This window comes from Streptomyces sp. NPDC006134, from assembly GCF_040628835.1.
Taxonomy (GTDB): Bacteria; Actinomycetota; Actinomycetes; order Streptomycetales; family Streptomycetaceae; genus Streptomyces.
The window spans coordinates 1-21,816 of sequence record NZ_JBEXTV010000052.1; the positions used below are offsets into that span (position 1 = coordinate 1).

The 21,816-nt window shown below is 72.8% G+C and carries 23 protein-coding genes; 12 read left to right on the forward strand and 11 right to left on the reverse strand.

The window, feature by feature from the left end; genetic code table 11:
• Positions 1-116 precede the first annotated feature (116 nt).
• Together fabI and fabG are read right to left on the reverse strand one after the other, a co-directional pair.
• Positions 117-884 (reverse strand): enoyl-ACP reductase FabI, encoded by a 768-nt coding sequence (fabI, locus tag ABZ340_RS28035; protein WP_358784614.1) that lies wholly within the window; start codon positions 882-884, stop codon positions 117-119.
• Between the two features lie 5 nt (positions 885-889).
• Positions 890-1,609 (reverse strand): 3-oxoacyl-[acyl-carrier-protein] reductase, encoded by a 720-nt coding sequence (gene fabG / locus ABZ340_RS28040; protein ID WP_358784615.1) that lies wholly within the window; start codon positions 1,607-1,609, stop codon positions 890-892.
• A 267-nt stretch (positions 1,610-1,876) separates the two neighbouring features.
• Between fabG and ABZ340_RS28045 the strand changes: the two genes are divergently transcribed.
• The 3 genes from ABZ340_RS28045 (at position 1,877) to tyrS (ending at position 6,141) form a co-directional block, all read left to right on the forward strand.
• Complete coding sequence (locus ABZ340_RS28045) at positions 1,877-3,400, forward strand: TldD/PmbA family protein (protein WP_358784616.1); 1,524 nt, start codon at positions 1,877-1,879, stop codon at positions 3,398-3,400.
• Entirely contained in the window at positions 3,397-4,791 is a 1,395-nt protein-coding gene (locus ABZ340_RS28050) for a metallopeptidase TldD-related protein (protein WP_358784617.1), read from the forward strand. Before ABZ340_RS28045 ends, ABZ340_RS28050 begins: the two co-directional genes overlap by 4 nt.
• A gap of 78 nt (positions 4,792-4,869) precedes the next feature.
• Positions 4,870-6,141 carry a tyrosine--tRNA ligase gene (tyrS, locus tag ABZ340_RS28055; protein WP_358784618.1) on the forward strand — a complete coding sequence of 424 codons (1,272 nt, stop codon included), beginning with the start codon at positions 4,870-4,872 and terminating at the stop codon, positions 6,139-6,141.
• Positions 6,142-6,297: 156 nt separating this feature from the next.
• On the opposite strand, the gene ABZ340_RS28060 is transcribed toward tyrS, so the two are convergent.
• Complete coding sequence (locus ABZ340_RS28060) at positions 6,298-6,576, reverse strand: GlsB/YeaQ/YmgE family stress response membrane protein (RefSeq protein ID WP_358784619.1); 279 nt, start codon at positions 6,574-6,576, stop codon at positions 6,298-6,300.
• A gap of 246 nt (positions 6,577-6,822) precedes the next feature.
• Between ABZ340_RS28060 and ABZ340_RS28065 the strand changes: the two genes are divergently transcribed.
• Positions 6,823-7,233 (forward strand): DUF3099 domain-containing protein, encoded by a 411-nt coding sequence (locus ABZ340_RS28065; RefSeq protein WP_358784620.1) that lies wholly within the window; start codon positions 6,823-6,825, stop codon positions 7,231-7,233.
• A gap of 261 nt (positions 7,234-7,494) precedes the next feature.
• Positions 7,495-7,725 (forward strand): hypothetical protein, encoded by a 231-nt coding sequence (locus ABZ340_RS28070; protein ID WP_358784621.1) that lies wholly within the window; start codon positions 7,495-7,497, stop codon positions 7,723-7,725.
• Here ABZ340_RS28070 and moaA read toward each other — a convergent pair whose 3' ends face one another.
• The 3 genes from moaA to ABZ340_RS28085 form a co-directional block, all read right to left on the reverse strand.
• Positions 7,726-8,715: a GTP 3',8-cyclase MoaA gene (gene moaA / locus ABZ340_RS28075; RefSeq protein ID WP_358784622.1), complete on the reverse strand. Its 990-nt coding sequence runs from the start codon at positions 8,713-8,715 to the stop codon at positions 7,726-7,728.
• Between the two features lie 170 nt (positions 8,716-8,885).
• A complete protein-coding gene (locus ABZ340_RS28080) occupies positions 8,886-10,505 on the reverse strand; it encodes a cation acetate symporter (RefSeq protein ID WP_358784623.1) in 1,620 nt (539 codons plus the stop codon).
• Positions 10,502-10,858: a DUF485 domain-containing protein gene (locus ABZ340_RS28085; RefSeq protein ID WP_358784624.1), complete on the reverse strand. Its 357-nt coding sequence runs from the start codon at positions 10,856-10,858 to the stop codon at positions 10,502-10,504. The genes ABZ340_RS28080 and ABZ340_RS28085 overlap by 4 nt, the downstream gene beginning before the upstream one ends.
• 324 nt (positions 10,859-11,182) lie before the next feature.
• Between ABZ340_RS28085 and ABZ340_RS28090 the strand changes: the two genes are divergently transcribed.
• The 7 genes from ABZ340_RS28090 (at position 11,183) to ABZ340_RS28120 (ending at position 19,221) form a co-directional block, all read left to right on the forward strand.
• The gene (locus ABZ340_RS28090) at positions 11,183-12,715 is read left to right on the forward strand and encodes a S8 family serine peptidase (RefSeq protein WP_358784625.1); all 1,533 of its coding nucleotides are present in this window, start codon (positions 11,183-11,185) and stop codon (positions 12,713-12,715) included.
• A 414-nt stretch (positions 12,716-13,129) separates the two neighbouring features.
• Positions 13,130-14,137: a CopD family protein gene (locus ABZ340_RS28095; RefSeq protein ID WP_358784626.1), complete on the forward strand. Its 1,008-nt coding sequence runs from the start codon at positions 13,130-13,132 to the stop codon at positions 14,135-14,137.
• A 197-nt stretch (positions 14,138-14,334) separates the two neighbouring features.
• Entirely contained in the window at positions 14,335-15,321 is a 987-nt protein-coding gene (locus ABZ340_RS28100; RefSeq protein ID WP_358784627.1) for a DEDDh family exonuclease, read from the forward strand.
• A 91-nt stretch (positions 15,322-15,412) separates the two neighbouring features.
• On the forward strand, positions 15,413-15,646 hold the full coding sequence (locus ABZ340_RS28105; protein ID WP_358784628.1) for a hypothetical protein: 234 nt from the start codon (positions 15,413-15,415) through the stop codon (positions 15,644-15,646).
• Between the two features lie 48 nt (positions 15,647-15,694).
• The gene (locus tag ABZ340_RS28110) at positions 15,695-16,489 is read left to right on the forward strand and encodes an SURF1 family protein (RefSeq protein WP_358784629.1); all 795 of its coding nucleotides are present in this window, start codon (positions 15,695-15,697) and stop codon (positions 16,487-16,489) included.
• 189 nt (positions 16,490-16,678) lie between these two features.
• A complete protein-coding gene (locus ABZ340_RS28115; RefSeq protein ID WP_358784630.1) occupies positions 16,679-18,460 on the forward strand; it encodes a glycoside hydrolase family 15 protein in 1,782 nt (593 codons plus the stop codon).
• A 5-nt stretch (positions 18,461-18,465) separates the two neighbouring features.
• On the forward strand, positions 18,466-19,221 hold the full coding sequence (locus ABZ340_RS28120) for an SDR family oxidoreductase (RefSeq protein ID WP_358784631.1): 756 nt from the start codon (positions 18,466-18,468) through the stop codon (positions 19,219-19,221).
• A gap of 106 nt (positions 19,222-19,327) precedes the next feature.
• Here ABZ340_RS28120 and amaP read toward each other — a convergent pair whose 3' ends face one another.
• The 5 genes from amaP to ABZ340_RS28145 form a co-directional block, all read right to left on the reverse strand.
• Positions 19,328-19,915 carry an alkaline shock response membrane anchor protein AmaP gene (gene amaP / locus ABZ340_RS28125; protein ID WP_358784632.1) on the reverse strand — a complete coding sequence of 196 codons (588 nt, stop codon included), beginning with the start codon at positions 19,913-19,915 and terminating at the stop codon, positions 19,328-19,330.
• On the reverse strand, positions 19,912-20,631 hold the full coding sequence (locus ABZ340_RS28130; protein ID WP_358784633.1) for a DUF6286 domain-containing protein: 720 nt from the start codon (positions 20,629-20,631) through the stop codon (positions 19,912-19,914). Before ABZ340_RS28130 ends, amaP begins: the two co-directional genes overlap by 4 nt.
• The gene (locus ABZ340_RS28135; protein WP_358784634.1) at positions 20,628-21,011 is read right to left on the reverse strand and encodes a hypothetical protein; all 384 of its coding nucleotides are present in this window, start codon (positions 21,009-21,011) and stop codon (positions 20,628-20,630) included. Before ABZ340_RS28135 ends, ABZ340_RS28130 begins: the two co-directional genes overlap by 4 nt.
• Complete coding sequence (locus ABZ340_RS28140; protein WP_358784635.1) at positions 21,008-21,193, reverse strand: hypothetical protein; 186 nt, start codon at positions 21,191-21,193, stop codon at positions 21,008-21,010. The genes ABZ340_RS28135 and ABZ340_RS28140 overlap by 4 nt, the downstream gene beginning before the upstream one ends.
• A gap of 99 nt (positions 21,194-21,292) precedes the next feature.
• Positions 21,293-21,760 (reverse strand): Asp23/Gls24 family envelope stress response protein, encoded by a 468-nt coding sequence (locus tag ABZ340_RS28145; protein WP_358784636.1) that lies wholly within the window; start codon positions 21,758-21,760, stop codon positions 21,293-21,295.
• Positions 21,761-21,816 lie beyond the last annotated feature (56 nt).

Sequence of the window (21,816 nt, forward strand, 5' to 3'; positions counted from 1 at the left end):
GGGCCCCCGGCCCCCGCCCCCCCCCCCCCGCCCGCCGCCGCGCCCGGTGTGCCCCCCCGCGCCCCCCCCCCGGGGGGGGGGCGGGCCCTCGGCGGCAGGCCGGGCGGCGTGTGCGGTCAGGCGCCGATGGCGTGCAGACCGCCGTCCACGTGGATGATCTCGCCGGTGGTCTTCGGGAACCAGTCGCTCAGCAGGGCGACGACACCGCGGCCGGCCGGCTCCGGGTCCTTCAGGTCCCACTCCAGCGGGGAGCGGGAGTCCCACACGGAGGCCAGCTCGCCGAAGCCCGGGATGGACTTGGCGGCCATGGAGCCGATCGGGCCCGCCGAGATCAGGTTGCAGCGGATGTTCTGCTTGCCCAGGTCACGCGCCAGGTAGCGGCTGGTGGCCTCCAGGGCGGCCTTGGCCGGGCCCATCCAGTCGTACTGCGGCCAGGCGTACTGGGCGTCGAAGGTGAGGCCGACGACGGAGCCGCCGTTCTGCATCAGCGGCAGGCAGGCCATGGTCAGCGACTTCAGGGAGTACGCCGAGACGTGCATGGCGGTGGCGACCGACTCGAACGGCGTGTTGAGGAAGTTGCCGCCGAGGGCGTCCTGCGGTGCGAAGCCGATGGAGTGCACGACGCCGTCCAGGCCGCCCAGCTCCTCGCCGACGAGGTCCGCGAGGCGCCCCAGGTGCTCGTCGTTGGTGACGTCGAGCTCGATGACCTTGGTGGGCTTGGGGAGCTTCTTGGCGATGCGCTCGGTCAGCGTGGGCCGCGGGAACGCGGTCAGGATGATCTCGGCGCCCTGCTCCTGGGCCAGCTTGGCCGTGTGGAAGGCGATGGAGGACTCCATCAGCACGCCGGTGATCAGGACGCGCTTGCCCTCGAGAATTCCACTCATGGTGATCAGTGACCCATTCCCAGTCCGCCGTCAACGGGGATGACGGCTCCAGTGATGTACGAGGCGTCGTCCGAGGCGAGGAACCGCACCGTCGCGGCGATCTCCTCCGGCTGCGCGTACCGGCCGAGCGGGACCTGCGACACGATGTTCGCGCGCTGCTCCTCGCTGAGCACCTTGGTCATGTCGGTGTCGACGAAGCCGGGCGCGACGACGTTGAAGGTGATGTTGCGCGAGCCCAGCTCCCGGGCGAGCGAGCGCGCGAAGCCGACCAGACCTGCCTTGGAGGCGGCGTAGTTCGCCTGCCCCGCCGAGCCGAGCAGCCCGACCACCGACGAGATGAGGACGACGCGGCCCTTCTTGGCGCGCAGCATGCCGCGGTTGGCGCGCTTGACGACGCGGAAGGTGCCGGTGAGGTTGGTGTCGAGGACGGACGTGAAGTCCTCCTCCGACATGCGCATCAGGAGCTGGTCCTTGGTGATGCCGGCGTTGGCGACGAGGACCTCGACGGGGCCGTGCGCGTCCTCGATCTCCTTGTAGGCCTGCTCCACCTGCTCGGCGTCGGTGATGTCGCACTTGACGGCGAGGACGCCCAGGTCCGTCAGAGCCGCGGGCGGCTCGCCCGAGCGGTACGTGATCGCGACCTTGTCGCCGGCCTCGGCGAACGTGCGGGCGATGGCGAGGCCGATGCCCCGGTTGCCTCCGGTGACGAGAACCGAGCGGCTCAACGGATCACCCTTTCCCTAGCGGTTTGGTACTCCGCCCGAACACCTGGACGACAGGCGGCGATGACAGGCGGCTTCCCCGAAAACCTATCGGTCGCCGCGCCGCGGCGGACAATCGGGCGCCCACAGTGGCTTACGGGGCTCACTGTCGGGTCCCTACAGAAAAGGCCGGGGTCATCGGGGAAAGGTGTGGTCCGCGGACCGGCCCGCGCGACATGATCGGGGTGTCCGTCAGGTCACGACAGCCCACGACAGCAGGGAGAGACCTCGGTGCCCCATACCATCGACGAAGCCTTCACGGCCCTTCCCCTCCGCGCCCTCGCCGACGCCGCCCTCGCCCGCGCGCGGGCGCTCGGCGCCGAGCACGCCGACTTCCGGCTGGAGCGGGTGCGCAGCGCCTCCTGGCGGCTGCGGGACGCCCGGCCCGCCGGGTCCTCGGACACCACCGACCTCGGCTACGCGGTGCGCGTCGTGCACGGCGGCACCTGGGGGTTCGCCTCCGGTGTCGACCTGACGATGGACGCCGCCGCCAAGGTCGCCTCGCAGGCGGTGGCGATGGCGAAGCTGTCCGCGCAGGTGATCAAGGCGGCGGGGTCGGACGAGCACGTGGAGCTGGCCGACGAGCCCGTGCACGCCGACAAGACGTGGATCTCGTCGTACGAGATCGATCCGTTCACCGTGCCCGACCGGGACAAGGCCGGGCTGCTGGCCGAGTGGAGCGCGCGGCTGCTGGCGGCCGACGGGGTCGACCACGTGGACGCCTCGCTGCTGACCGTCCACGAGAACAAGTTCTACGCCGACACGGCCGGGACCGTGACCACGCAGCAGCGGGTGCGGCTGCACCCGGCGCTCACCGCGGTGTCGGTGGACGCCTCCAGCGGGGAGTTCGACTCCCTGCGCACCCTCGCGCCGCCCGCCGGGCGCGGCTGGGAGTACCTGACCGGCACCGGCTGGGACTGGGACGCGGAGCTGGCCGAGATGCCGGAACTGCTCGCCGAGAAGATGCGGGCGCCGAGCGTCGAGCCGGGCCGGTACGACCTGGTCGTGGACCCGTCCAACCTGTGGCTGACCATTCACGAGTCCATCGGGCACGCCACCGAGCTGGACCGCGCCCTCGGGTACGAGGCCGCCTACGCCGGCACCTCCTTCGCCACCTTCGACCAGCTCGGCAAGCTCCGCTACGGCTCGGAGCTGATGAACGTCACCGGCGACCGCACCGCCGAGCACGGCCTGGCGACCATCGGGTACGACGACGAGGGCGTCGAGGCGCAGTCCTGGGACCTGGTGAAGGACGGCACGCTGGTCGGCTACCAGCTGGACCGGCGGATCGCCCGCCTGACCGGCTTCGAGCGGTCCAACGGGTGCGCGTACGCCGACTCCCCCGCCCATGTGCCGGTGCAGCGCATGGCCAACGTGTCGCTGCGGCCGGACCCGGCCGGAGGGTCGACCGAGGACCTGATCGGGGGCGTGGAGCGGGGCATCTACGTCGTCGGGGACCGATCCTGGTCAATCGATATGCAAAGGTACAATTTTCAATTTACCGGGCAGCGCTTCTTCAGGATCGAGAACGGGCGGCTGGCCGGTCAGCTGCGGGACGTGGCCTACCAGGCGACGACCACCGACTTCTGGGGGTCCATGGCGGCCGTCGGCGGTCCGCAGACGTACGTCCTGGGCGGCGCGTTCAACTGCGGCAAGGCCCAGCCGGGGCAGGTCGCGGCCGTCTCGCACGGCTGCCCGTCCGCTCTCTTCCAGGACGTCACCATCCTCAACACCACCCAGGAGGCCGGCCGATGAGCGCGCCCGCGACCAAGCCGCACGAGATCGTCGAGCGGGCCCTGGAGCTGTCCCGGGCCGACGGATGCGTCGTCATCGCCGACGAGCACTCCACCGCCAACCTGCGCTGGGCGGGCAACGCGCTGACGACGAACGGCGTCACGCGCGGGCGCACGCTCACCGTCGTCGCCACCGTCGACGGACAGGAGGGCACCGCCTCCGGGGTCGTGTCGCGCTCCGCCGTCACCGCCGGCGATCTGGAGCCGCTGGTGCGGGCCGCCGAGGAGGCGGCGCGCGGGGCCGGGCCCGCCGAGGACGCGCAGCCGCTGGTCACGGGGGTGCCGGCGTCGCCCGACTTCGCCGACGCGCCCGCCGAGACGTCGTCGGCGGTGTTCGCCGACTTCGCCCCGGCGCTCGGGGAGGCGTTCGCACGCGCGCGTGCGGGCGGCCGGGAGCTGTACGGCTTCGCCCGCCACGAGCTGGTGTCGACGTACCTGGGGACGTCTACGGGGCTGCGGCTGCGGTGCGACCAGCCCACCGGGACGCTGGAGCTGAACGCCAAGTCGCCGGACCGCACCCGGTCGGCGTGGGCCGGGCGCTCCACCCGGGACTTCAAGGACGTCGACCCGGCGGCGCTCGACGCCGAGCTGGCCGTCCGCCTGGGCTGGGCCGAGCGGCGGGTGGAGCTGCCCGCGGGCCGGTACGAGACGCTGCTGCCGCCGACCGCGGTCGCGGACCTGCTGATCTACCAGCTGTGGTCGGCCTCGGGGCGGGACGCCGCCGAGGGGCGGACGGTGTTCTCCCGGCCGGGCGGCGGCACGCGCGTGGGCGAGCGGCTCAGCAGGCTGCCGCTGACCCTGCGCAGCGATCCGCACGAGCCGGGGCTGGAGACCGCGCCGTTCCTGGTCGCGCACTCCTCCGGCGGCGACCTGTCGGTGTTCGACAACGGGCTGCCGGTCGGTGCCACCGACTGGATCCGCGACGGGGAGCTCACGCGCCTGACGACCACGCGGCACAGCGCGGCGCTGACCGGGCTGCCCCTCGCCCCGGCGCTCGGGAACCTGGTCCTGGAGGGCGGCGAGGACCTCTCCCTGGAGGAGATGGTCGCGGGCACCGGGCGGGGGCTGCTGCTGACCTGCCTGTGGTACATCCGCGAGGTCGACCCGGCGACGCTGCTGCTGACCGGCCTGACCCGGGACGGCGTGTACCTGGTGGAGAACGGCGAGGTGACCGGGGAGGTCAACAACTTCCGGTTCAACGAGTCGCCGGTGGACCTGCTGGGCCGGGCCACGCAGGCCGGGCGCACGGAGAAGACGCTGCCGCGGGAGTGGGGCGACTGGTTCACCAGGGCCGCGATGCCCCCGCTGCGGGTGCCGGACTTCAACATGAGCTCGGTCAGCCGGGGCGTCTGAACCGTCGGTGGCCCCCCATAGACTGGGGGGACCCACCACCACGGGGACCCTGTTCACCGTTCAAGGAGACATACGACCGTGACGGACATCGTCGACGAGCTGAAGTGGCGCGGGCTGTTCGCCCAGTCCACTGACGAGGACGCTTTGCGCAAGGCGCTCGCGGACGGTCCCGTCACCTACTATTGCGGCTTCGACCCGACCGCGCCGTCCCTGCACGTGGGGCACCTGGTGCAGGTGCTCACCCTGCGCCGGCTCCAGCAGGCCGGTCACCGGCCGCTGGCGCTGGTCGGCGGCGCGACGGGCCTGATCGGCGACCCCCGCCCGACCGCGGAGCGCACGCTGAACGACCCGGAGACGGTCGCCGGCTGGGTGGACAACCTGCGCCGCCAGATCGAGCCGTTCCTGTCCTTCGAGGGCGAGAACGCGGCCGTGATGGTCAACAACCTCGACTGGACGCAGGGCCTGTCCGCGATCGAGTTCCTCCGGGACATCGGCAAGCACTTCCGCGTCAACAAGATGCTGACGAAGGAGTCCGTCGCCCGGCGCCTGGAGTCCTCCGAGGGCATCAGCTACACCGAGTTCAGCTACCAGATGCTGCAGGCGATGGACTTCCTCCAGCTGTACCGCCGGTACGGCTGCACGGTCCAGCAGGGCGGCAGCGACCAGTGGGGCAACCTGACGGCGGGCCTGGACCTGATCCACCGGCTGGAGCCCGACGCCACCGTCCACGCCTACGCGACGCCGCTGATGACCAAGGCGGACGGCACCAAGTTCGGCAAGACCGAGGGCGGCGCCATCTGGCTCGACCCGGAGATGACCACGCCGTACGCGTTCTACCAGTTCTGGCTGAACACGGACGACCGGGACATCTCGCGGTACATGCGGATCCTCTCCTTCAGGTCCCGTGAGGAGCTGGAGGAGCTGGAGCGGCAGACCGAGGAGCGTCCGCAGGCCCGGGCGGCGCAGCGGGCGCTGGCCGAGGAGCTGACGACGCTGGTGCACGGGGCCGGTCAGACCGCCGCCGTGATCGGCGCGTCCAAGGCCCTGTTCGGCCAGGGCGAGCTGGCGGAGCTGGACGAGCGGACGCTGGCGGCGGCCCTGTCGGAGGTGCCGCACATCCGGGTCGCCGACCTCGGCGCTCCGGTCGTGGACCTGTTCGCCGAGGTCGGCCTGGTCGCCAGCAAGTCCGCCGCGCGCCGCACGGTCAAGGAGGGCGGCGCCTACGTGAACAACGCGAAGGTGCCCTCCGAGGACGCGGTCCCCGCCCGGGAGGACCTGCTGCACGGGCGCTGGCTGGTGCTGCGCCGGGGCAAGAAGAACCTGGCCGCGGTGGAGGTCACGGGCGCGTAGCGCCCTGGGGGCGGGGGCCGCGCGGGCCGCGGCCTGCGCCGCGGTGCGCCGCGCGGGTCCCCCGCTCCCCCTCCCCGGGCTCTTCCCGGCTCTCCTGCGGCCGGCGGGTGGGCATGTGTCTCACGCCCGCCCGCCGAAGTGCCGTCGTGCGCCGGGTCAGGCTCGCTGCTTGCGCTTGCCCAGCGTCGCCCGGTACAGCGCGTCACCGACAGCGACGATGACGATGGCGGCGACGAGCTGGAAGACGTGGCGCCACCAGTCGATGCCTCTGGTGGCATCGACGCCGGCCGCCCGGGCGATCGCGTTGCCGGCGATCGCTCCGAGTATGCCGAAGAGAGTGGTCAGCCACAGAGGGCTGTGCTGCTTTCCGGGAATGATCGCTTTGGCGAGCAGGCCCAGCACGAATCCGACGATGATCGCCCACAACCAGCCCATGACTGCCTCCTCGTACGGCTTGACGCGAGCATCACCGCCAGTGTCGGGCCGTCACGCGTACGGCGCATTCCGGGGCGGTCCGTACGCGGTACGGCGCAGCCCGTCCGCCCAGGCAGAGGGGTGCCCCGGTCTCGAAGGGGACGCAGGCGCGGCGTAACGTGGGAGCTGTCCGGGACCGGTGTCCCCGAGCGGTCGCGGACGGCTGCGGGGCGGGGAGAGTCCGAGACGGGCGGATGGTGGAATGTGATGCGGAAGCAGCATGCCGGCGGCAACGCCCAGGTGTTCCGGATCACCGGAGCCCGGACGGGCCTGGCGGAGGATGTGCGCGGTCGGCAGCGCCGGTACGTGATCTCGATGTCGGTCCGTACGCTGTCGGTGATCCTCGCGGCCTGCCTGTGGAACGTGGAACGGCACGTCGCGATCGTGGCGCTGGTCCTCGGCGCGGTTCTGCCCTACATCGCGGTGGTGATCGCCAACGCGGGGCGGGAGAACGCGCCTTCACTGCCGTCGACGTTCGTGATGGCGCCGACGCGGCCCATGATCGCGCCGCCGCGGGCGGACGGGAACTCCGCGGAATCCGCCCCGGAATCCGCCCCTGAGGACATCGTGTCCCAACCGGCGCCGGGCACGCGGGGCGAGCCCCATCCCCAGCCGTGACGGCGGCCCGCCGGCCGGCGAAGGTCACCGCTGTATCAAGCTCAAGAAAAGCTCAGATCAATCATGTTGTTCCGGTGCCGGGCGACGGGTGACCCGTGACATACTTCGTAGGCGCTCCGCATCCCCCGTCGGAGCGACGGACCGACGCCGGGCAGCTCCCCCCGTGGCTGCTCGGCGTCGCCTTTTCTCCCTCTTTTCCGGTCCTTCCCGGGCCTTCCCGGGCTTTTCCGGTGTGACCGTACGCGGCTGTGAGACGAACCTGTGAGTGACGAGACCACCCCGATCTGTTCCGCCAAGGGCTGCCGTGCCGCCGCCGTGTGGGTGCTGGCATGGAACAACCCCAAGATCCACACGCCGGAGCGCCGCAAGACGTGGCTCGCGTGCGAGGAGCACCGGGAGCACCTGTCCCAGTTCCTCGGGGTGCGCGGGTTCCTGAAGGACGTGGTCCCGCTGGCGGAGTGGGAGTCCCGTGACGGCGCCCGGGACTCCTAGCTAGCCGCCGATCGCCGACATCGGGCGGTCGGGCTGGACGAACGACGGGTCGTCCAGGCCGGCGCCCGCCTTCTTGCCCCACATGGCCAGGCGCCACAGGCGGGCGATCTCCTCGTCGGGAGCGCCGGAGCGCAGGGCCGCGCGCAGGTCCGTCTCCTCGGTGGCGAACAGGCAGGTGCGTATCTGGCCGTCGGCGGTCAGGCGGGTGCGGTCGCAGGCGGCGCAGAACGGGCGGGTGACGGAGGCGATGACGCCGACCCGGTGCGGGCCGCCGTCGACGATCCAGCGTTCGGCCGGGGCGGAGCCGCGCTCCTCGGCGCCCTCGGGGGTCAGCTCGAAGCGGGTGCGCAGCGAGGCGAGGATGTCCCCGGCGGTGATCATGCCGTCGCGCTTCCAGCCGTGCTGGGCGTCCAGCGGCATCTGCTCGATGAAGCGCAGCTCGTAGTCGTGCTCGACCGCCCAGGCGAGCAGGTCGGGGGCCTCGTCGTCGTTGAGCCCGGGCATCAGGACCGAGTTGACCTTGACCGGGGTGAGGCCGGCCTCGCGGGCGGCGGAGAGGCCCTCCAGGACGTCCTTGAGGCGGTCGCGGCGGGTGAGGGCCTTGAAGACGTCGGGGCGGAGGGTGTCCAGCGAGACGTTGACCCGGTCCAGGCCGGCCGCCTTCAGGGCCGCCGCCGTGCGCTTGAGGCCGATGCCGTTGGTGGTGAGGGACATCCGGGGGCGCGGGCCGAGGGCGGCGACGCGCTCGACGATGCCCACCAGGCCGGGGCGCAGCAGGGGCTCGCCGCCGGTGAAGCGGACCTCCTCGATGCCGAGGGAGGTGACCGCGATGCCGATGAGGCGGACGATCTCGTCGTCCGTGAGCAGGTCGGGCTTGGCCAGCCACTGCAGACCCTCCTCGGGCATGCAGTAGGTGCACCGCAGGTTGCAGCGGTCGGTCAGCGAGACCCTCAGGTCGGTGGCCACTCGGCCGTAGGTGTCGATGAGCACGTGGGCCCCCTCCCTCGACGCGGATCGGTGGAGCGCTTCTCTCCTCCGACACCCGCGAGCCTACGCGACCGCGCCGACAACGACAGCGGCCCGATCCCACGACGTACGGCGCGGCCCCGTCGTAGGGATCTACACACCGATCCTCGACGGGGCCGCGCGCGAGGCGGGTCTCAGTGGGCTCCGGTGCCGGTCAGGGAGCGGACCTCCAGCTCCGCGTACTTGCCGGTGTCCGGCTCCTCCTTGGACAGGACCGTGCCGAGCCAGCCCATCAGGAAGCCGAACGGGATGGAGATGATGCCCGGGTTCTTCAGCGGGAACCAGGCGAAGTCCACGCCGGGGAACATCGCCTTGGGGTCGCCGGAGACCACGGGCGAGAACAGCACCAGGCCGACGGCGACGATCAGGCCGCCGTAGATCGACCACAGCGCGCCCTGGGTGGTGAACCGCTTCCAGAACAGGCTGTAGAGGATCGTCGGCAGGTTGGCGGAGGCGGCGACGGCGAAGGCCAGGGCGACCAGGCCGGCCACGTTCAGGTCGCGGGCGAGGGCGCCCAGGCCGATGGAGACGATGCCGATGAAGAGGGTCGCCCAGCGGGCCGCGCGGACCTCCTCCGCGCCGGTGGCCTTCCCCTTGCGGATGACGTTGGCGTAGATGTCGTGCGCGAAGGACGACGACGAGGCGAGGGTGAGGCCGGCGACGACGGCGAGGATGGTGGCGAAGGCGACCGCCGAGATGGTGGCGAGCAGGATCGCGCCCCAGGTCGAGTCGACACCGCCCAGGTGCAGGGCGAGCAGCGGGGCGGCCGTGTTCCCGGACGGGTTGGACGCGATGATCTCGTCCTGGGAGATCAGCGCGGCGGCGCCGAAGCCGAGCGCGATGGTCATGAGGTAGAAGGCGCCGATGATGCCGATGGCCCAGTTCACGGACTTCCGGGCGGCCTTGGCGTTGGGGACCGTGTAGAAGCGGATCAGGATGTGCGGCAGGCCGGCGGTGCCGAGCACCAGGGCGATGCCGAGGGAGATGAAGTCCAGCTTGGAGGTGCCGGTGGCGCCGTACTGGAGGCCGGGCTCCAGGAAGGCGGCGCCCTTGCCGCTGTTCTCGGCGGCGGTGCCGAGCAGGTCGGAGATGTTGAAGTCGAACTTCAGCAGCACCAGGAAGGTGATCAGCAGGGTGCCGCCGATGAGCAGCACGGCCTTGACCATCTGGACCCAGGTGGTGCCCTTCATGCCGCCGATGGAGACGTACACGATCATCAGGACGCCGACCAGGGCGACGATGAGGATCTTTCCGGCGTCGGAGGTGATGCCGAGCAGCAGGGAGACCAGGACGCCGGCGCCCGCCATCTGCGCCAGCAGGTAGAAGATCGACACGACGATGGTGGAGGTGCCGGCGGCGGTGCGCACCGGGCGCTGGCGCATGCGGTAGGCGAGGACGTCGCCCATGGTGTAGCGGCCGGAGTTCCTGAGCGGCTCGGCGACCAGGAGCAGGGCCACCAGCCAGGCGACCAGGAAGCCGATGGAGTACAGGAAGCCGTCGTAGCCGAAGATGGCGATGGCGCCGGCGATGCCGAGGAAGGAGGCGGCCGACATGTAGTCGCCGGAGACGGCGAGTCCGTTCTGGAAGGCGCTGAACTGCCGTCCGCCCGCGTAGAAGTCGGCGGCGTCCTTGGTCTGGCGGCCCGCCCAGACGGTGATGACGAGGGTGGCCAGGACGAAGACCGCGAACAGGGAGATGATCAGCGGCCGGTGCTCGCTGGCCTCGTTGGCCGCCAGAGTCGTCGCGAGGTTCATGCGCCGCCCTCCATCCGGGACTTGATGGCCTCGGCCTTGGGGTCGAGCTTGGCGGCGGCGTGCCGCGAGTACCACCAGGCGATGAGGAACGTGGTGACGAACTGGGCGAGGCCGAGGACGAGCGCGACGTTGATGTTGCCGAACAGCTTGGCGCCCATGAAGCCGCCGGCGTAGTTCGACAGCAGTACGTACAGCAGGTACCAGGCGACGAAGGCGATCGTCAGCGGGAAGGCGAAGGAGCGGAAGGAACGGCGCAGTTCACCGAAGTCCGCGCTCTGCTGCACCTCGGCGAACTCCTCGGTGGAGGGGAGCCGGTGTTGCTCTTTCGAGGGGGGCGGTGCGTCGGTGGCCACGGAGTCTCCTCGTACGACGGGCATGACGGCTTGGTCCTCACGGTGACGTGGATCACCTGAGCCGGGTCGCGATGGTAGGCGCCCGGGGTGCGATCCGACAGGGGGCACGACGCTGCTCGTGCCCCCTGTCCAACGTCACGGCGCGAGGTGGGTACCGGTTCACGTCCTCGGCGCACTTTCCGAAGTCCTTCAAGTCGCCCCCCGCAAGTCATTGCTGGCCAGCGAGTTCGGGCGATAGCTTCACCCTGCACTACCCGTCATGTACCTGCCCGAGGACCACTCGTGTCTCGGGCCGGTTTCGTTTCCGGATGATGTGGAGACCCCATGGCTCATCTGCCTTCCCGGCGCCGACTCGCCCTCGCCGTCCCGGTCGTGCTGTCGCTGACCGCCTCGCTCGGCTTCCTGCCGGCGGCCGCGTCGGCCGCCCCGGGCGCCGCGCCCGCCGCGCAGACCGCGGACGCGCCGAAGCTGGCGTACGTCGTCAACACGGCGACGGACCACCGCACCATCGCGTCGGTGAGGAAGGCGATCGCGGCGGCCGGCGGCAGCGTGGTGGCCGTGTACGAGAAGATCGGCGTGTTCGTCGTCCACTCGGCCAACCCCGATTTCGGCCGGCAGATACGCACCGCCCGCGGGGTGCAGTCGGCGGGTGCGACGCGCACCGCGCCGCTGACCGCCGCGGGGACGACGGACGAGGGCGCGGCGCAGGTCCTGACGGAGGAGCAGGCCGCGCGGACCGCGCGGGCCTCCGCCGCGAAGACGGGCAGCGAGCCCCTCGAAGCCGACCAGTGGGACCTGCGCGCGATAGGCGCCGACAAGGCCGCGCGGATCAACCCGGGCAGCAGCAAGGTGACCGTCGCCGTCATCGACACCGGCGTCGACGACACCCATCCGGACCTCGCCCCGAACTTCTCCGCCGCCCAGTCCGCCAACTGCGTCGGCGGCAAGGCGGACACCAGCGAGGGCGCCTGGCGGCCGTACACCGCCGACGACTACCACGGCACGCACGTGGCCGGTGAGATAGCCGCCGCCCGCAACGGCATCGGCGTGGCCGGTGTCGCTCCGGGCGTGAAGGTGTCGAGCATCAAGGTGAGCGACCCGGACAACGGCCTGTTCTACCCCGAGAACGTGGTGTGCGCCTTCGTGTTCGCCGCCGACCACGGCGTGGAGATCACGAACAACAGCTACTACGTGGACCCGTGGATGTACAACTGCATGGACGACCCCGACCAGCGGGCCATCGTCGACGCGGTCAACCGGGCCCAGCTGTACGCCCAGCGCAAGGGCACCCTGCACCTGGCCTCGGCGGGCAACTCCAACCACGACCTGGACGCCGACGCGATCGTCGACAAGACCAGCCCCGACGACTCCACGGCGGTCGTCCGCACCATCGACCCGCACGAGTGCTTCGACGTGCCGACCCAGCTTCCGGGCATCGTCACGGTCAGCGCGACGGGCGTGCAGAACGTCAAGTCGTACTACTCCTCCTACGGCCGGGGCGTGGTGGACGTCGCGGCGCCGGGCGGCGACCGGCTCTACCAGCTCCCGGACACCCCGTCGAAGGACGGCCGCGTCCTGTCCACCATGCCGAACAACGGGTACGCCTTCCTGCAGGGCACGTCGATGGCGTCGCCGCACGCCGCGGGTGTCGCCGCGCTGCTGAAGTCGAAGCACCCGCACGCCACCCCCGCCCGGCTCCAGGCGCTGCTGAAGGCCCAGGCGGACAACCCGGGCTGCCCGGCGTCGTACGACCAGAACGGTGACGGCACCCAGGACGCGGTGTGCGAGGGCGGCAAGCGTGACAACGGCTTCTACGGGGCCGGCATCGTCGACGCGCTGCGTGCGGTGACGAAGTGACGAAGTGAGGCACACGCGCGCGTGGGGCCGGGAGCAGCCCGCGCTCGCCGAGGTCCTCGGTGAGCGTGAGGCACACACACACGCGCGTGGGGCCGGGCGGCGACCAGGCCGTGGTTGATGCCTTCCGTGCGGGCACACACACGCGCGCGTGGGGCCGGGGCGAACGGCTGGATGCGCTCACGGGCGCACTCGGTGAGGCACACGCGCGTGGGGCCGGGGTGCGCTCCCGGCCCCGTGTCCGTGCCGGTCCGGTGGCCCCGGCGGGCCGGAGCGGCCGGGACGGGGCGGGGCGGGGCGGAGCGGGACGGTCGCGGGGCGGGGCGCGGCTGAAAACATCCCCCCGGACGGAATGCCGTACCGCCAGTTGTTTTCCTCGACTTGCCCGGTTCTGTGCGAGCTGGTGAAGATCTTGAGGTGACTCTGATAAGACCCACCTCCCGGATAGCCGACGGCGGCGGGCAGGCGCGGCGCTCCGGCACCGGCCGGGCCGCCGCGGCCCTGGTCCTGGTGGCGCTGGCCGCGCTCGTCCCGCTGCTCGGCCCGTCCCCCGCGCTGCACGGGACCGGGGAGGCCGCCGCGCCCGGCACCGGCGGCATAGCCCTGCTGCGCACGGTGCTGTTCGCGGCGCTGAGCGTCCCCGTGGGGGAACTGTTCGTCAACCGGCTGGCCCGGTCCCTCCCCGGCGCTCCCCCGCGCCCGCCCCGCAGCTGGTCCCCCCACGCGGCCGCCGCCGGTGTCGTCGCGGCGCTGGGCCTCGCCTCCGTGGTGGCCACCGGCAACCTGGTGCCGCACAGCTTCGCCGACATCGACGTCGGCGGCCTCTACCAGTCCCGCGACGGCAAGCTGGCGCTCCTGGAGGTCAACGCGTTCCTCCTGGCCGGGCTGTGCGCCGCCTCGCGCCGGCCGGCCTCCCAGATCTGGCCGCTGGCCGCCGTCGTCGTCGCCGAGGCCCTGCGTGCCCACCCCGCCACCGAGCACACGCCGCTGATCGGGTCCGGGCTGACGCTGGTGCACCTGACCTGTGCCTCGCTGTGGGCGGGCGGGCTGCTGCACGCGCTGCGGACGCTGCGGCGGTGGGGCGGCGACGGGCCCGGCGCGGCCCTGCTGGGCCTCTACGCGCGCGTGGCGGCCGTGCTGCTCGCCGCCATCACGGCGACGGGCGTGTGCAGTTCGCTGCGCCGGATGCCGCCGGGGACGATCGCGGACCAGCTGACGGGCACGGCGTACGGGCGCGTGCTGCTCGCGAAGGTGCTCCTCGTGGCGGGCGTCGCCGCGCTCGCCCTGTGGGCACGGATCCGGCTGGGCCGGGCAGCCGACCCGCTCACCGCCTGCTCTCCCGCGCGCGCGGAGGTGGCGGTCCTGGGGCTGGTCGTCGCGGTGTCGGGGCTGCTGACGGCGCTTCCGGTACCGATCCGCTGGTGATCCGGCGCCGCCCGTGAACCACTCGTGAGCCGCCCGCGAACCATCCGCGAACCGCCCGGCGGCCGGACCGCCCCGGGCGGGCGCCGCCGGCGACGCCACCGAAAAGGTACATAGTCGGTCATCGCCGACTCCACGGACACGGGCCGAGGACACCTGAGGGACGGCGCTGTCAGTCGCGGCCCGTATCCTCAGGGACCATGCTCGAAGACCCCACGACCGCAGTGCCCTCTCCCCCGGTGTGGCCGGCCGCGTACCCGCGGGGATACGCGGTCGTCGACGTGGAGACCACCGGCCTGGCCCGCGACGACCGGATCATCTCCGCGGCCGTCTACCGGCTGGACGCGCGCGGCGAGGTCGAGGACCACTGGTACACGCTGGTCAACCCCGAACGCGATCCGGGTCCGGTGTGGATACACGGTCTGACGAGCGAGGTGCTGGAAGGGGCGCCCCTGTTCCAGGACATCGCCGAGGAGTTCGCGGCCCGGCTCGACGGCCGGGTGCTGGTCGCGCACAACGCCGCCTTCGACTGGCAGATGATCGCCCGCGAGTACGCGCGCGCCCGGCGCGAGGCCCCGGTGCGGCAGCGGCTGTGCACCATCGCGCTCTCCAAGGAGCTCGGCCTGCCGCTGCCCAACCACAAGCTGGAGTCGCTCGCCGCCCACTTCGGCGTCGTCCAGCGGCGGGCGCACCACGCGCTGGACGACGCGCGTGTGCTGGCGGAGGCGTTCCGGCCCAGCCTGGCCGCCGCGGCGGCGGGCGGCGTCCGGCTGCCGCTGCACGAGTGCCGGCCGCTGACCGAGTGGTCGGACCGGCCCGCACCCCCCACCGGACGGCAGGCGGGATACGGCGGCTACCGGGCGAACAGCTGGCGCCCCTCCCGCAAGCGGCCCGCGTGCCCCTATCCCAACCCAGGGCGGTACGAAGCGGGCAAACCCCTCAAGCAGGGCATGCGGGTCGCCTTCTCCGGCGACACGTCGACCGAGCGGGAGCTGCTGGAGGACCGGGCGGCCCAGGCGGGGCTGCACGTCGCCACCAGCCTGTCCCGGCTGACCAGCCTGCTGGTCACCAACGACCCGGACTCGGGCACGTCGAAGGTGGTCAAGGCGCGGCAGTACGGGACGCCGATCGTGGACGAGGCGGCCTTCGGCCAGCTGCTGCAGGACGTCGAACCGGCGGACGGCTGAACCGGGCGGAACCCGCGCGGACGGGTGATTGCCGGGCGACTCGCCCGGCGCCCGCTCGCCCGCGCCACGGCGACGGCCCACCCTGTGGCCCATGGCGACATGCGAAGTATGCGGCAACAACTACGGAATGACCTTCGAGGTCCACGCACAGGGCGCGGTGCACGTCTTCGACTGCTTCTCCTGCGCGATCCACCGCATGGCCCCCATCTGCGAGCACTGCCGGGTGCAGATCATCGGGCAGGGCGTCGAGGCCGAGGGCCACTGGTACTGCGGCGCCCACTGCGCCCGCGCCGAGGGGAAGGCGGGCATCGTCGACCGGGTCTGAGCACCACCCGGGTGAGAGCACCCCACGCCCGGGTTGTACCGTCGTGGGGTGTACCGCTTCCTGTTGTCCCGCCAGTGGGTGATCCTCACCCTCGTGGCGCTCGCGCTCATCCCGACGATGATCGAGCTGGGCTTCTGGCAGCTGCACCGCCATGAGCACAAGGTCGCGCTGAACCAGGTGATCGCCGACTCCCTGGCGGCCGAGCCCGTGCCCGCCGAGTCCCTGACCTCGCCCGGTGCCACCGTCGAGCGGGACAAGCTGTACCGCCGGGTGACGGCCACGGGGCACTTCGACACCGCCGACGAGGTCGTCGTACGCCGCCGTACCAACGCGGACGACGAGGTCGGCTACCACGTGCTGACCCCCTTCGTCCTCGACGACGGCAAGGTCCTCGTCGTCAACCGGGGCTGGGTCCCCGCGGACGGCCCGAGCCAGACCGCGTTCCCGAAGGTCCCGGCGCCCCCGAAGGGCGAGATCACCGTCACCGGCCGGCTGATGCCGGACGAGACGACCGAGGACAGCGGCATCAAGGACGTGCGGGGCCTGCCGGACCGCCAGGTCATGCTGATCAGCAGCCGGGAGCAGGCCGAGCGCCTCGGCAGGCAGGTCCTCGGCGGCTACGTCGAGCTGACCGAGCCCGGGCCCGCGGGCGGCTCGCCCGAGCTGATCCCGGCCCCCGACCACGACGACATCGGCCCGCACCTGGCGTACGCCATCCAGTGGTGGCTGTTCGCCGCGGCCGTCCCGTTCGGCTGGTTCGTCCTGGTCCGTCGCGAGGCCCGCGACCGGGCGGGGAAGGCGGCCGAGGAGGAGACCGAGCAGGCGGAACCGGCGACGGTGTAGCCCCGGCCCGCGGCGCCGCCACCGGCGCCCGGCCTCCCGCGTCCGCCCCCGCGTCCGGTTCTCCGCGCCCGGTTCCCCGCGCCCGGCCCCCGCGTCCGGGTTCCCCGCGCCCGGTTCCCTCCGTCCGGTCTTCCCTGATTGCTCCGTCACCCGCCGGGAAGACGGAAACCCGTGCATCCCCGTATACCCGTGCATCCCCGCATAGAGGACTACGCGCTCATCGGCGACGAGCAGACCGCGGCCCTGGTCGGCACGGACGGATCCGTCGACTGGCTGTGCCTGCCCCGGTTCGACTCGGCGGCCTGCTTCGCCAAGCTGCTCGGCGACGAGGACAACGGCCACTGGCGCATCGCCCCCCTGGGCGCCGAGCGCTGCACCCGGCGCGCCTACCGCCGCGACACCCTCGTCCTGGACACCGAGTGGGAGACCGCCGAGGGCGCGGTCCGCGTCACCGACTTCATGCCCCAGCGCGACCGCGCCCCGGACCTGGTGCGCGTCGTGGAGGGGCTGCGCGGCGAGGTCACCGTGCACAGCGTGCTGCGGCTGCGCTTCGACTACGGCTCGATCGTGCCCTGGATGCGCCGCGCCGACGGCCACCGGGTGGCCGTCGCGGGCCCGGACGCGGCGTGGCTGCGCAGCGAGCCGGAGGTCCCCACCCGGGGCCACGACTACGGGACGCACTCCGAGTTCACCGTCGCCGCCGGCGAGAAGGTCGCGTTCGTCCTCACCTGGCACCCCTCGCACGAGCCGCGCCCCGCGCGGATCGACCCGTACGAGGCGCTGCGCCACAGCGTCGACGACTGGCGGGCGTGGGCGGCCCGCTGCCGCTACGACGGCCCGTACCGGGACGCCGTGGTGCGCTCCCTGATCACGCTCAAGGCGCTCACCTACAAGCCGACCGGTGGCATCGTGGCCGCCCCCACCACCTCGCTGCCCGAGGAGCCGGGCGGCGTCCGCAACTGGGACTACCGCTACTGCTGGCTGCGCGACTCGACCCTCACCCTGGGCGCGCTGCTGGCGGCCGGTTACCTGGAGGAGGCGGAGGCGTGGCGCGACTGGCTGCTGCGCGCGGTCGCGGGCAACCCGTCGGACCTCCAGATCATGTACGGGCTGGCGGGCGAGCGGCGGCTGCCGGAGTTCGAACTGCCGTGGCTGTCGGGTTTCGACGAGTCGACGCCCGTACGGATCGGGAACGACGCCGTGAACCAGCTCCAGCTGGACGTGTACGGCGAGGTCATGGACACCCTGTCGCTGGCGCGCCGGGCGGGCCTGCCGAACAAGCCGCAGATGTGGCAGCTCCAGCGCTCTTTGATGAGGTTCCTGCGGACGGTGTGGCGGCAGCCGGACGAGGGGCTGTGGGAGGTGCGCGGCGGGCGCCGCCACTTCGTGCACTCCAAGGTGATGGTGTGGGTGGCCGCCGACCGGGCCGTGCGCACCCTGGAGGAGCACCCGGAGCTGGAGGGCGACCTGGAGCAGTGGCGCGCGCTGCGCGAGGAGGTGCACCGCGAGGTGTGCGAGCGCGGCTACGACCCCGGGCGGGGCACCTTCACCCAGTCGTACGGCTCGCGCGAGCTGGACGCCGCGCTGCTGTTCATCCCGCGCGTGGGCTTCCTGCCCCCCGACGACCCGCGGGTCCTGGGCACCATCGACGCCGTCGAGAAGGAACTGACGCGCGGCGGACTGGTGCGCCGCTACAGCACCGAGGACCCCGTCGACGGGCTGCCCGGCAGCGAGGGCACCTTCCTGGTGTGCTCCTTCTGGCTCGCGGACGCCCTGCACATGACGGGCCGCACCGACGAGGCCGAGGAGCTGTTCGCACGGCTGGTGGGGCTCGCCAACGACGTGGGGCTGCTGGCCGAGGAGTACGACCCGGTGGCCGGCCGCCAGCTCGGCAACTTCCCGCAGGCCTTCAGCCACATCGGCCTGGTGCACACCGCCCTCGCCCTGTTCGGGGACGAGGGGGCAGGATAGGGGCCATGGATCTTGGACTGAAGGACCGGGTGTACGTCGTCACCGGCGCCACCCGGGGCCTGGGCAACGCCGCCGCGCGGGAACTGGTCGCCGACGGCGCGAAGGTGGTCGTCACGGGGCGGGACGAGAAGAACGCCGCCGACGCCGCGTCCGCGCTGGGCCCGAACGCGGTCGGAGTGGCCGCCGACAACGCCGATCCCGAGGCGGCCGGACGGCTGATCGCCGCCGCGCGCGAGCACTTCGGCGCCTTCCACGGCCTCCTGGTCAGCGTCGGCGGTCCGCCGCCCGGCTTCGTCGCCGACACCACCGACGAGCAGTGGCAGGCGGCGTTCGAGTCGGTGTTCCTCGGCGCGGTGCGCCTGGCCCGGACGGCCGCGGCGGAGCTGGAGGAGGGCGGTGTCATCGGCTTCGTGCTGTCCGGCTCGGTGCACGAGCCGATCCCGGGGCTGACCATCTCCAACGGGCTGCGCCCCGGGCTGGCCGGCTTCGCCAAGTCCCTCGCGGACGAACTGGGCCCGCGCGGCATCCGCGTCGTCGGCCTGCTGCCGGGCCGCATCGACACCGACCGGGTACGGGAGCTGGACGGCATGTCCGCCGACCCGGAGGCGACGCGCGCGGCGTCCGAGTCCCGCATCCCGCTGCGCCGGTACGGCACCCCGGACGAGTTCGGCCGCGCGGCGGCGTTCCTGCTGTCCCCGGCGGCGTCGTACGTGACGGGCGTCATGCTGCCGGTGGACGGCGGCGTGCGGCACGGGTTCTAGGGTTCGCCGTCACCCTCCCGGCCGTCCCCGCGACGCGGACGGAGAGGCGACCGGCGGGTCCCGGCCGCCGCCCGGGTCCGACCAGCCGACCGTCCGGCCGCAGCGGTCAGCTGACGCGTTCGGCGCGGTGCCGGACGCCCTTGAGGCGCACCTCCGTCGGCAGGGACGCGAGCCCCGCGGCGTCCCGGGCGTGGGCCAGCGGGCCGGTGGTGAAATCGTGCAGCGCGGTCGCGGGGTCCAGGTGCGGTGCGAGCCGCATCCGTACGCGGGACCGGGGGGCGCCGCGCCGTCCGGTGAGCCGCACGTGCGCGCGTTCCACGCCGTCCGGACGGCCCGCCTCCTCGGCCAGCGCGTCCTCCAGGGCCCGCCCGCGCAGCACCGCGCCCTCGCCGTCGCCGGTGTCGACGAGGACCTCGGTCAGGCGGTGCCGGCGCAGGACCGAGGCCAGCCACCACAGGGCGAGCAGCAGGAGCACGGCGAGCGCGGCGAGGACCACCGGCCACCACCAGCCGGCCTCCCGCCAGCGGGTCCGTTCGGCGTCGTCGAGCAGCACGTCGCGCCGTCCGTCGTGGATCCACCAGGAGGGCGCCGGGGCGCCCAGTCCGACGGCCAGCACGGAGCCGCCGAGGACGGTCAGGACGAGGCCCACGGCCCCGAGCAGGACACGGTTGACGGTGGTGCGCACCGCCCTCACCCCTTCCGTCCGGGCCGCGCCACCCGCACCGACAGGGCGGGCGGGCGGGCCAGCCCGAGTCCGTGCACCGCGTCGGTGAGCGCGGTGTCCAGGTCGGCGCGTACGGCGTCCGGTTCCCGGAAGTGCGCGACCGCGCGGACCTTCGCCTTCCGCCGGCGCATCCGCACCCGGGCCGACTGCACGCCGGGGACCTCCACGGCCCGGTCGCGCAGCACCGTGGCGGCGGCGTCCCGGTGGAGTGCGGCGCGTACGTCGGGACGGGTGCGCCGCATCGGCAGCAGGTCCCGCAGGCCGGGGGTGAGGGCCAGGAGCAGCAGCCAGAGCCCGAGCGCGGCGGCGACGCCCGCGCCGGTCAGCACCCAGGTGTCCTCCAGGGGCCGCCGGGCGAGCTGCCGGGCCAGTTCCCGGCGCCAGGCCATGGCGGGCCGGTCGGCGCGCACGGCGGCGATGTCGTACAGGAAGGCACCCGCGAGGACCAGGAGCAGCAGGGCGACGATGCCGGCGGGGACGCGGCGCGCCGACCAGAAGCGGCCGGCCCGCCCGGGGGACTCGCCGGATGCCGGGGCGGGCGGCTGCCCGGGGCCCGCCGCCTTTTCCAGGTCCGGCGGCCGCGCGGTGCCCTGAGTGCCTGGTGCGCCCTCGGTGCCTTGTGTGCCCTCAGTGCCTGGTGTGCCCTGGGTGCTTCGTGTGCCTTGGGTGTCCTGAGGTTCGGTCATCGCGTCCTCCCCTGTGCCGCGCCGTGTTCCGGTGCCGGGTGCAGCCGCTCCACCAGGACGGCGACCTCCGGCACCGTCATGCCCGTCAGCGTGCCCACCCGCTCGACGACCCGGCGGCGTACCCGGCCGCAGCGGGCGCCGATGTCACCGGGGTAGCCGAGTTCGACGTGGACGCGGACCCGGGCCGTGTCGCGGTGCACGACGACGGTGGCGCGGGGGCGCGACGCGTCCGGCGGGAGCTCGCCCACCGCCTCGCGCGCCGCCTGGGCGGCGATCTTCGCGACGACCCGGTCGGCGATCGTGGTGGCACCGCGCTCCCCGGGCGGGACGGCGGTCAGGGGTTCGCGGAGCTCACCGGCCCCCGTGCTCACGCCGGTCACCGCCGGCGGTCGTCACGCGCGCGGAAGAAGTCGCCGAGCTCCCAGTCCCCCTCCAGGAACCGGCCGACGGCGAGACCGACGGCCCCCAGGGCCGCCACCAGGAGGAACGCGCCGAAACCGCCGAAGTATCCGGCGAAGCCCAGCGCCATTCCGGCGATCATGCCGACCGCGGCCATGCTCATGGTGCGCTCCTCAGCTCCTCGAGCCGTTCGGGTGTTCAGGTGTTCGGATGTTCGGGCAACGGGTGGGGCGGCGGGGTCGGGCGGTCGCTCGGCGAAGGATCACTGGAGCCGGGGCTCCGGTTCCTCTTCCTCCTCCTCGTCCGGGAGCTTGACGTCGCTCACCGCGATGTTGACCTCGACCACTTCCAGGCCGGTCATCCGCTCCACCGCCGCGATCACGTTCTCCCGCACGTCCCGGGTGACGTCGGAGATCGACACGCCGTACTCGACGACGATCTCCAGGTCGAGCGCGGTCTGCTTCTCGCCGACCTCGGCCTTCACGCCACGCGTCACCGACTTGGACCCGCCGGGCACCCGGTCGCGCATGGCTCCGAAGGTGCGCGACATGCCGCTGCCCATGGCGTGCACGCCGTCGACGTCGCGTGCGGCCATCCCGGTGATCTTCTCCACGACACCGTCGGCGATGGTGGTCCGCCCGCGGGTGCCGGGGGCTCCCCCGCCCCGCCTGCCGCCCTGCGTCCCGACCGCCCCGCCCGGGTCCTGGTTCCGTTCCGTGGTCTCGCTCATCGCCGTACGTCCCTTTCGGTCGTCGTTCTCCGACCACGGTAAGCGGGGTTCCGCGA

Bases quoted from the DNA above. Each gene is read 5' to 3' on its own strand.
- fabI (WP_358784614.1), bottom strand. From the start codon at position 884: ATGAGTGGAATTCTCGAGGGCAAGCGCGTCCTGATCACCGGCGTGCTG.
- ABZ340_RS28050 (WP_358784617.1), top strand. From the start codon at position 3,397: ATGAGCGCGCCCGCGACCAAGCCGCACGAGATCGTCGAGCGGGCCCTG.
- ABZ340_RS28060 (WP_358784619.1), bottom strand. From the start codon at position 6,576: ATGGGCTGGTTGTGGGCGATCATCGTCGGATTCGTGCTGGGCCTGCTC.
- ABZ340_RS28065 (WP_358784620.1), top strand. From the start codon at position 6,823: ATGCGGAAGCAGCATGCCGGCGGCAACGCCCAGGTGTTCCGGATCACC.
- ABZ340_RS28080 (WP_358784623.1), bottom strand. From the start codon at position 10,505: ATGAACCTCGCGACGACTCTGGCGGCCAACGAGGCCAGCGAGCACCGG.
- ABZ340_RS28090 (WP_358784625.1), top strand. From the start codon at position 11,183: ATGGCTCATCTGCCTTCCCGGCGCCGACTCGCCCTCGCCGTCCCGGTC.
- ABZ340_RS28100 (WP_358784627.1), top strand. From the start codon at position 14,335: ATGCTCGAAGACCCCACGACCGCAGTGCCCTCTCCCCCGGTGTGGCCG.
- ABZ340_RS28105 (WP_358784628.1), top strand. From the start codon at position 15,413: ATGGCGACATGCGAAGTATGCGGCAACAACTACGGAATGACCTTCGAG.
- ABZ340_RS28120 (WP_358784631.1), top strand. From the start codon at position 18,466: ATGGATCTTGGACTGAAGGACCGGGTGTACGTCGTCACCGGCGCCACC.
- ABZ340_RS28130 (WP_358784633.1), bottom strand. From the start codon at position 20,631: ATGACCGAACCTCAGGACACCCAAGGCACACGAAGCACCCAGGGCACA.
- ABZ340_RS28140 (WP_358784635.1), bottom strand. From the start codon at position 21,193: ATGAGCATGGCCGCGGTCGGCATGATCGCCGGAATGGCGCTGGGCTTC.
- ABZ340_RS28145 (WP_358784636.1), bottom strand. From the start codon at position 21,760: ATGAGCGAGACCACGGAACGGAACCAGGACCCGGGCGGGGCGGTCGGG.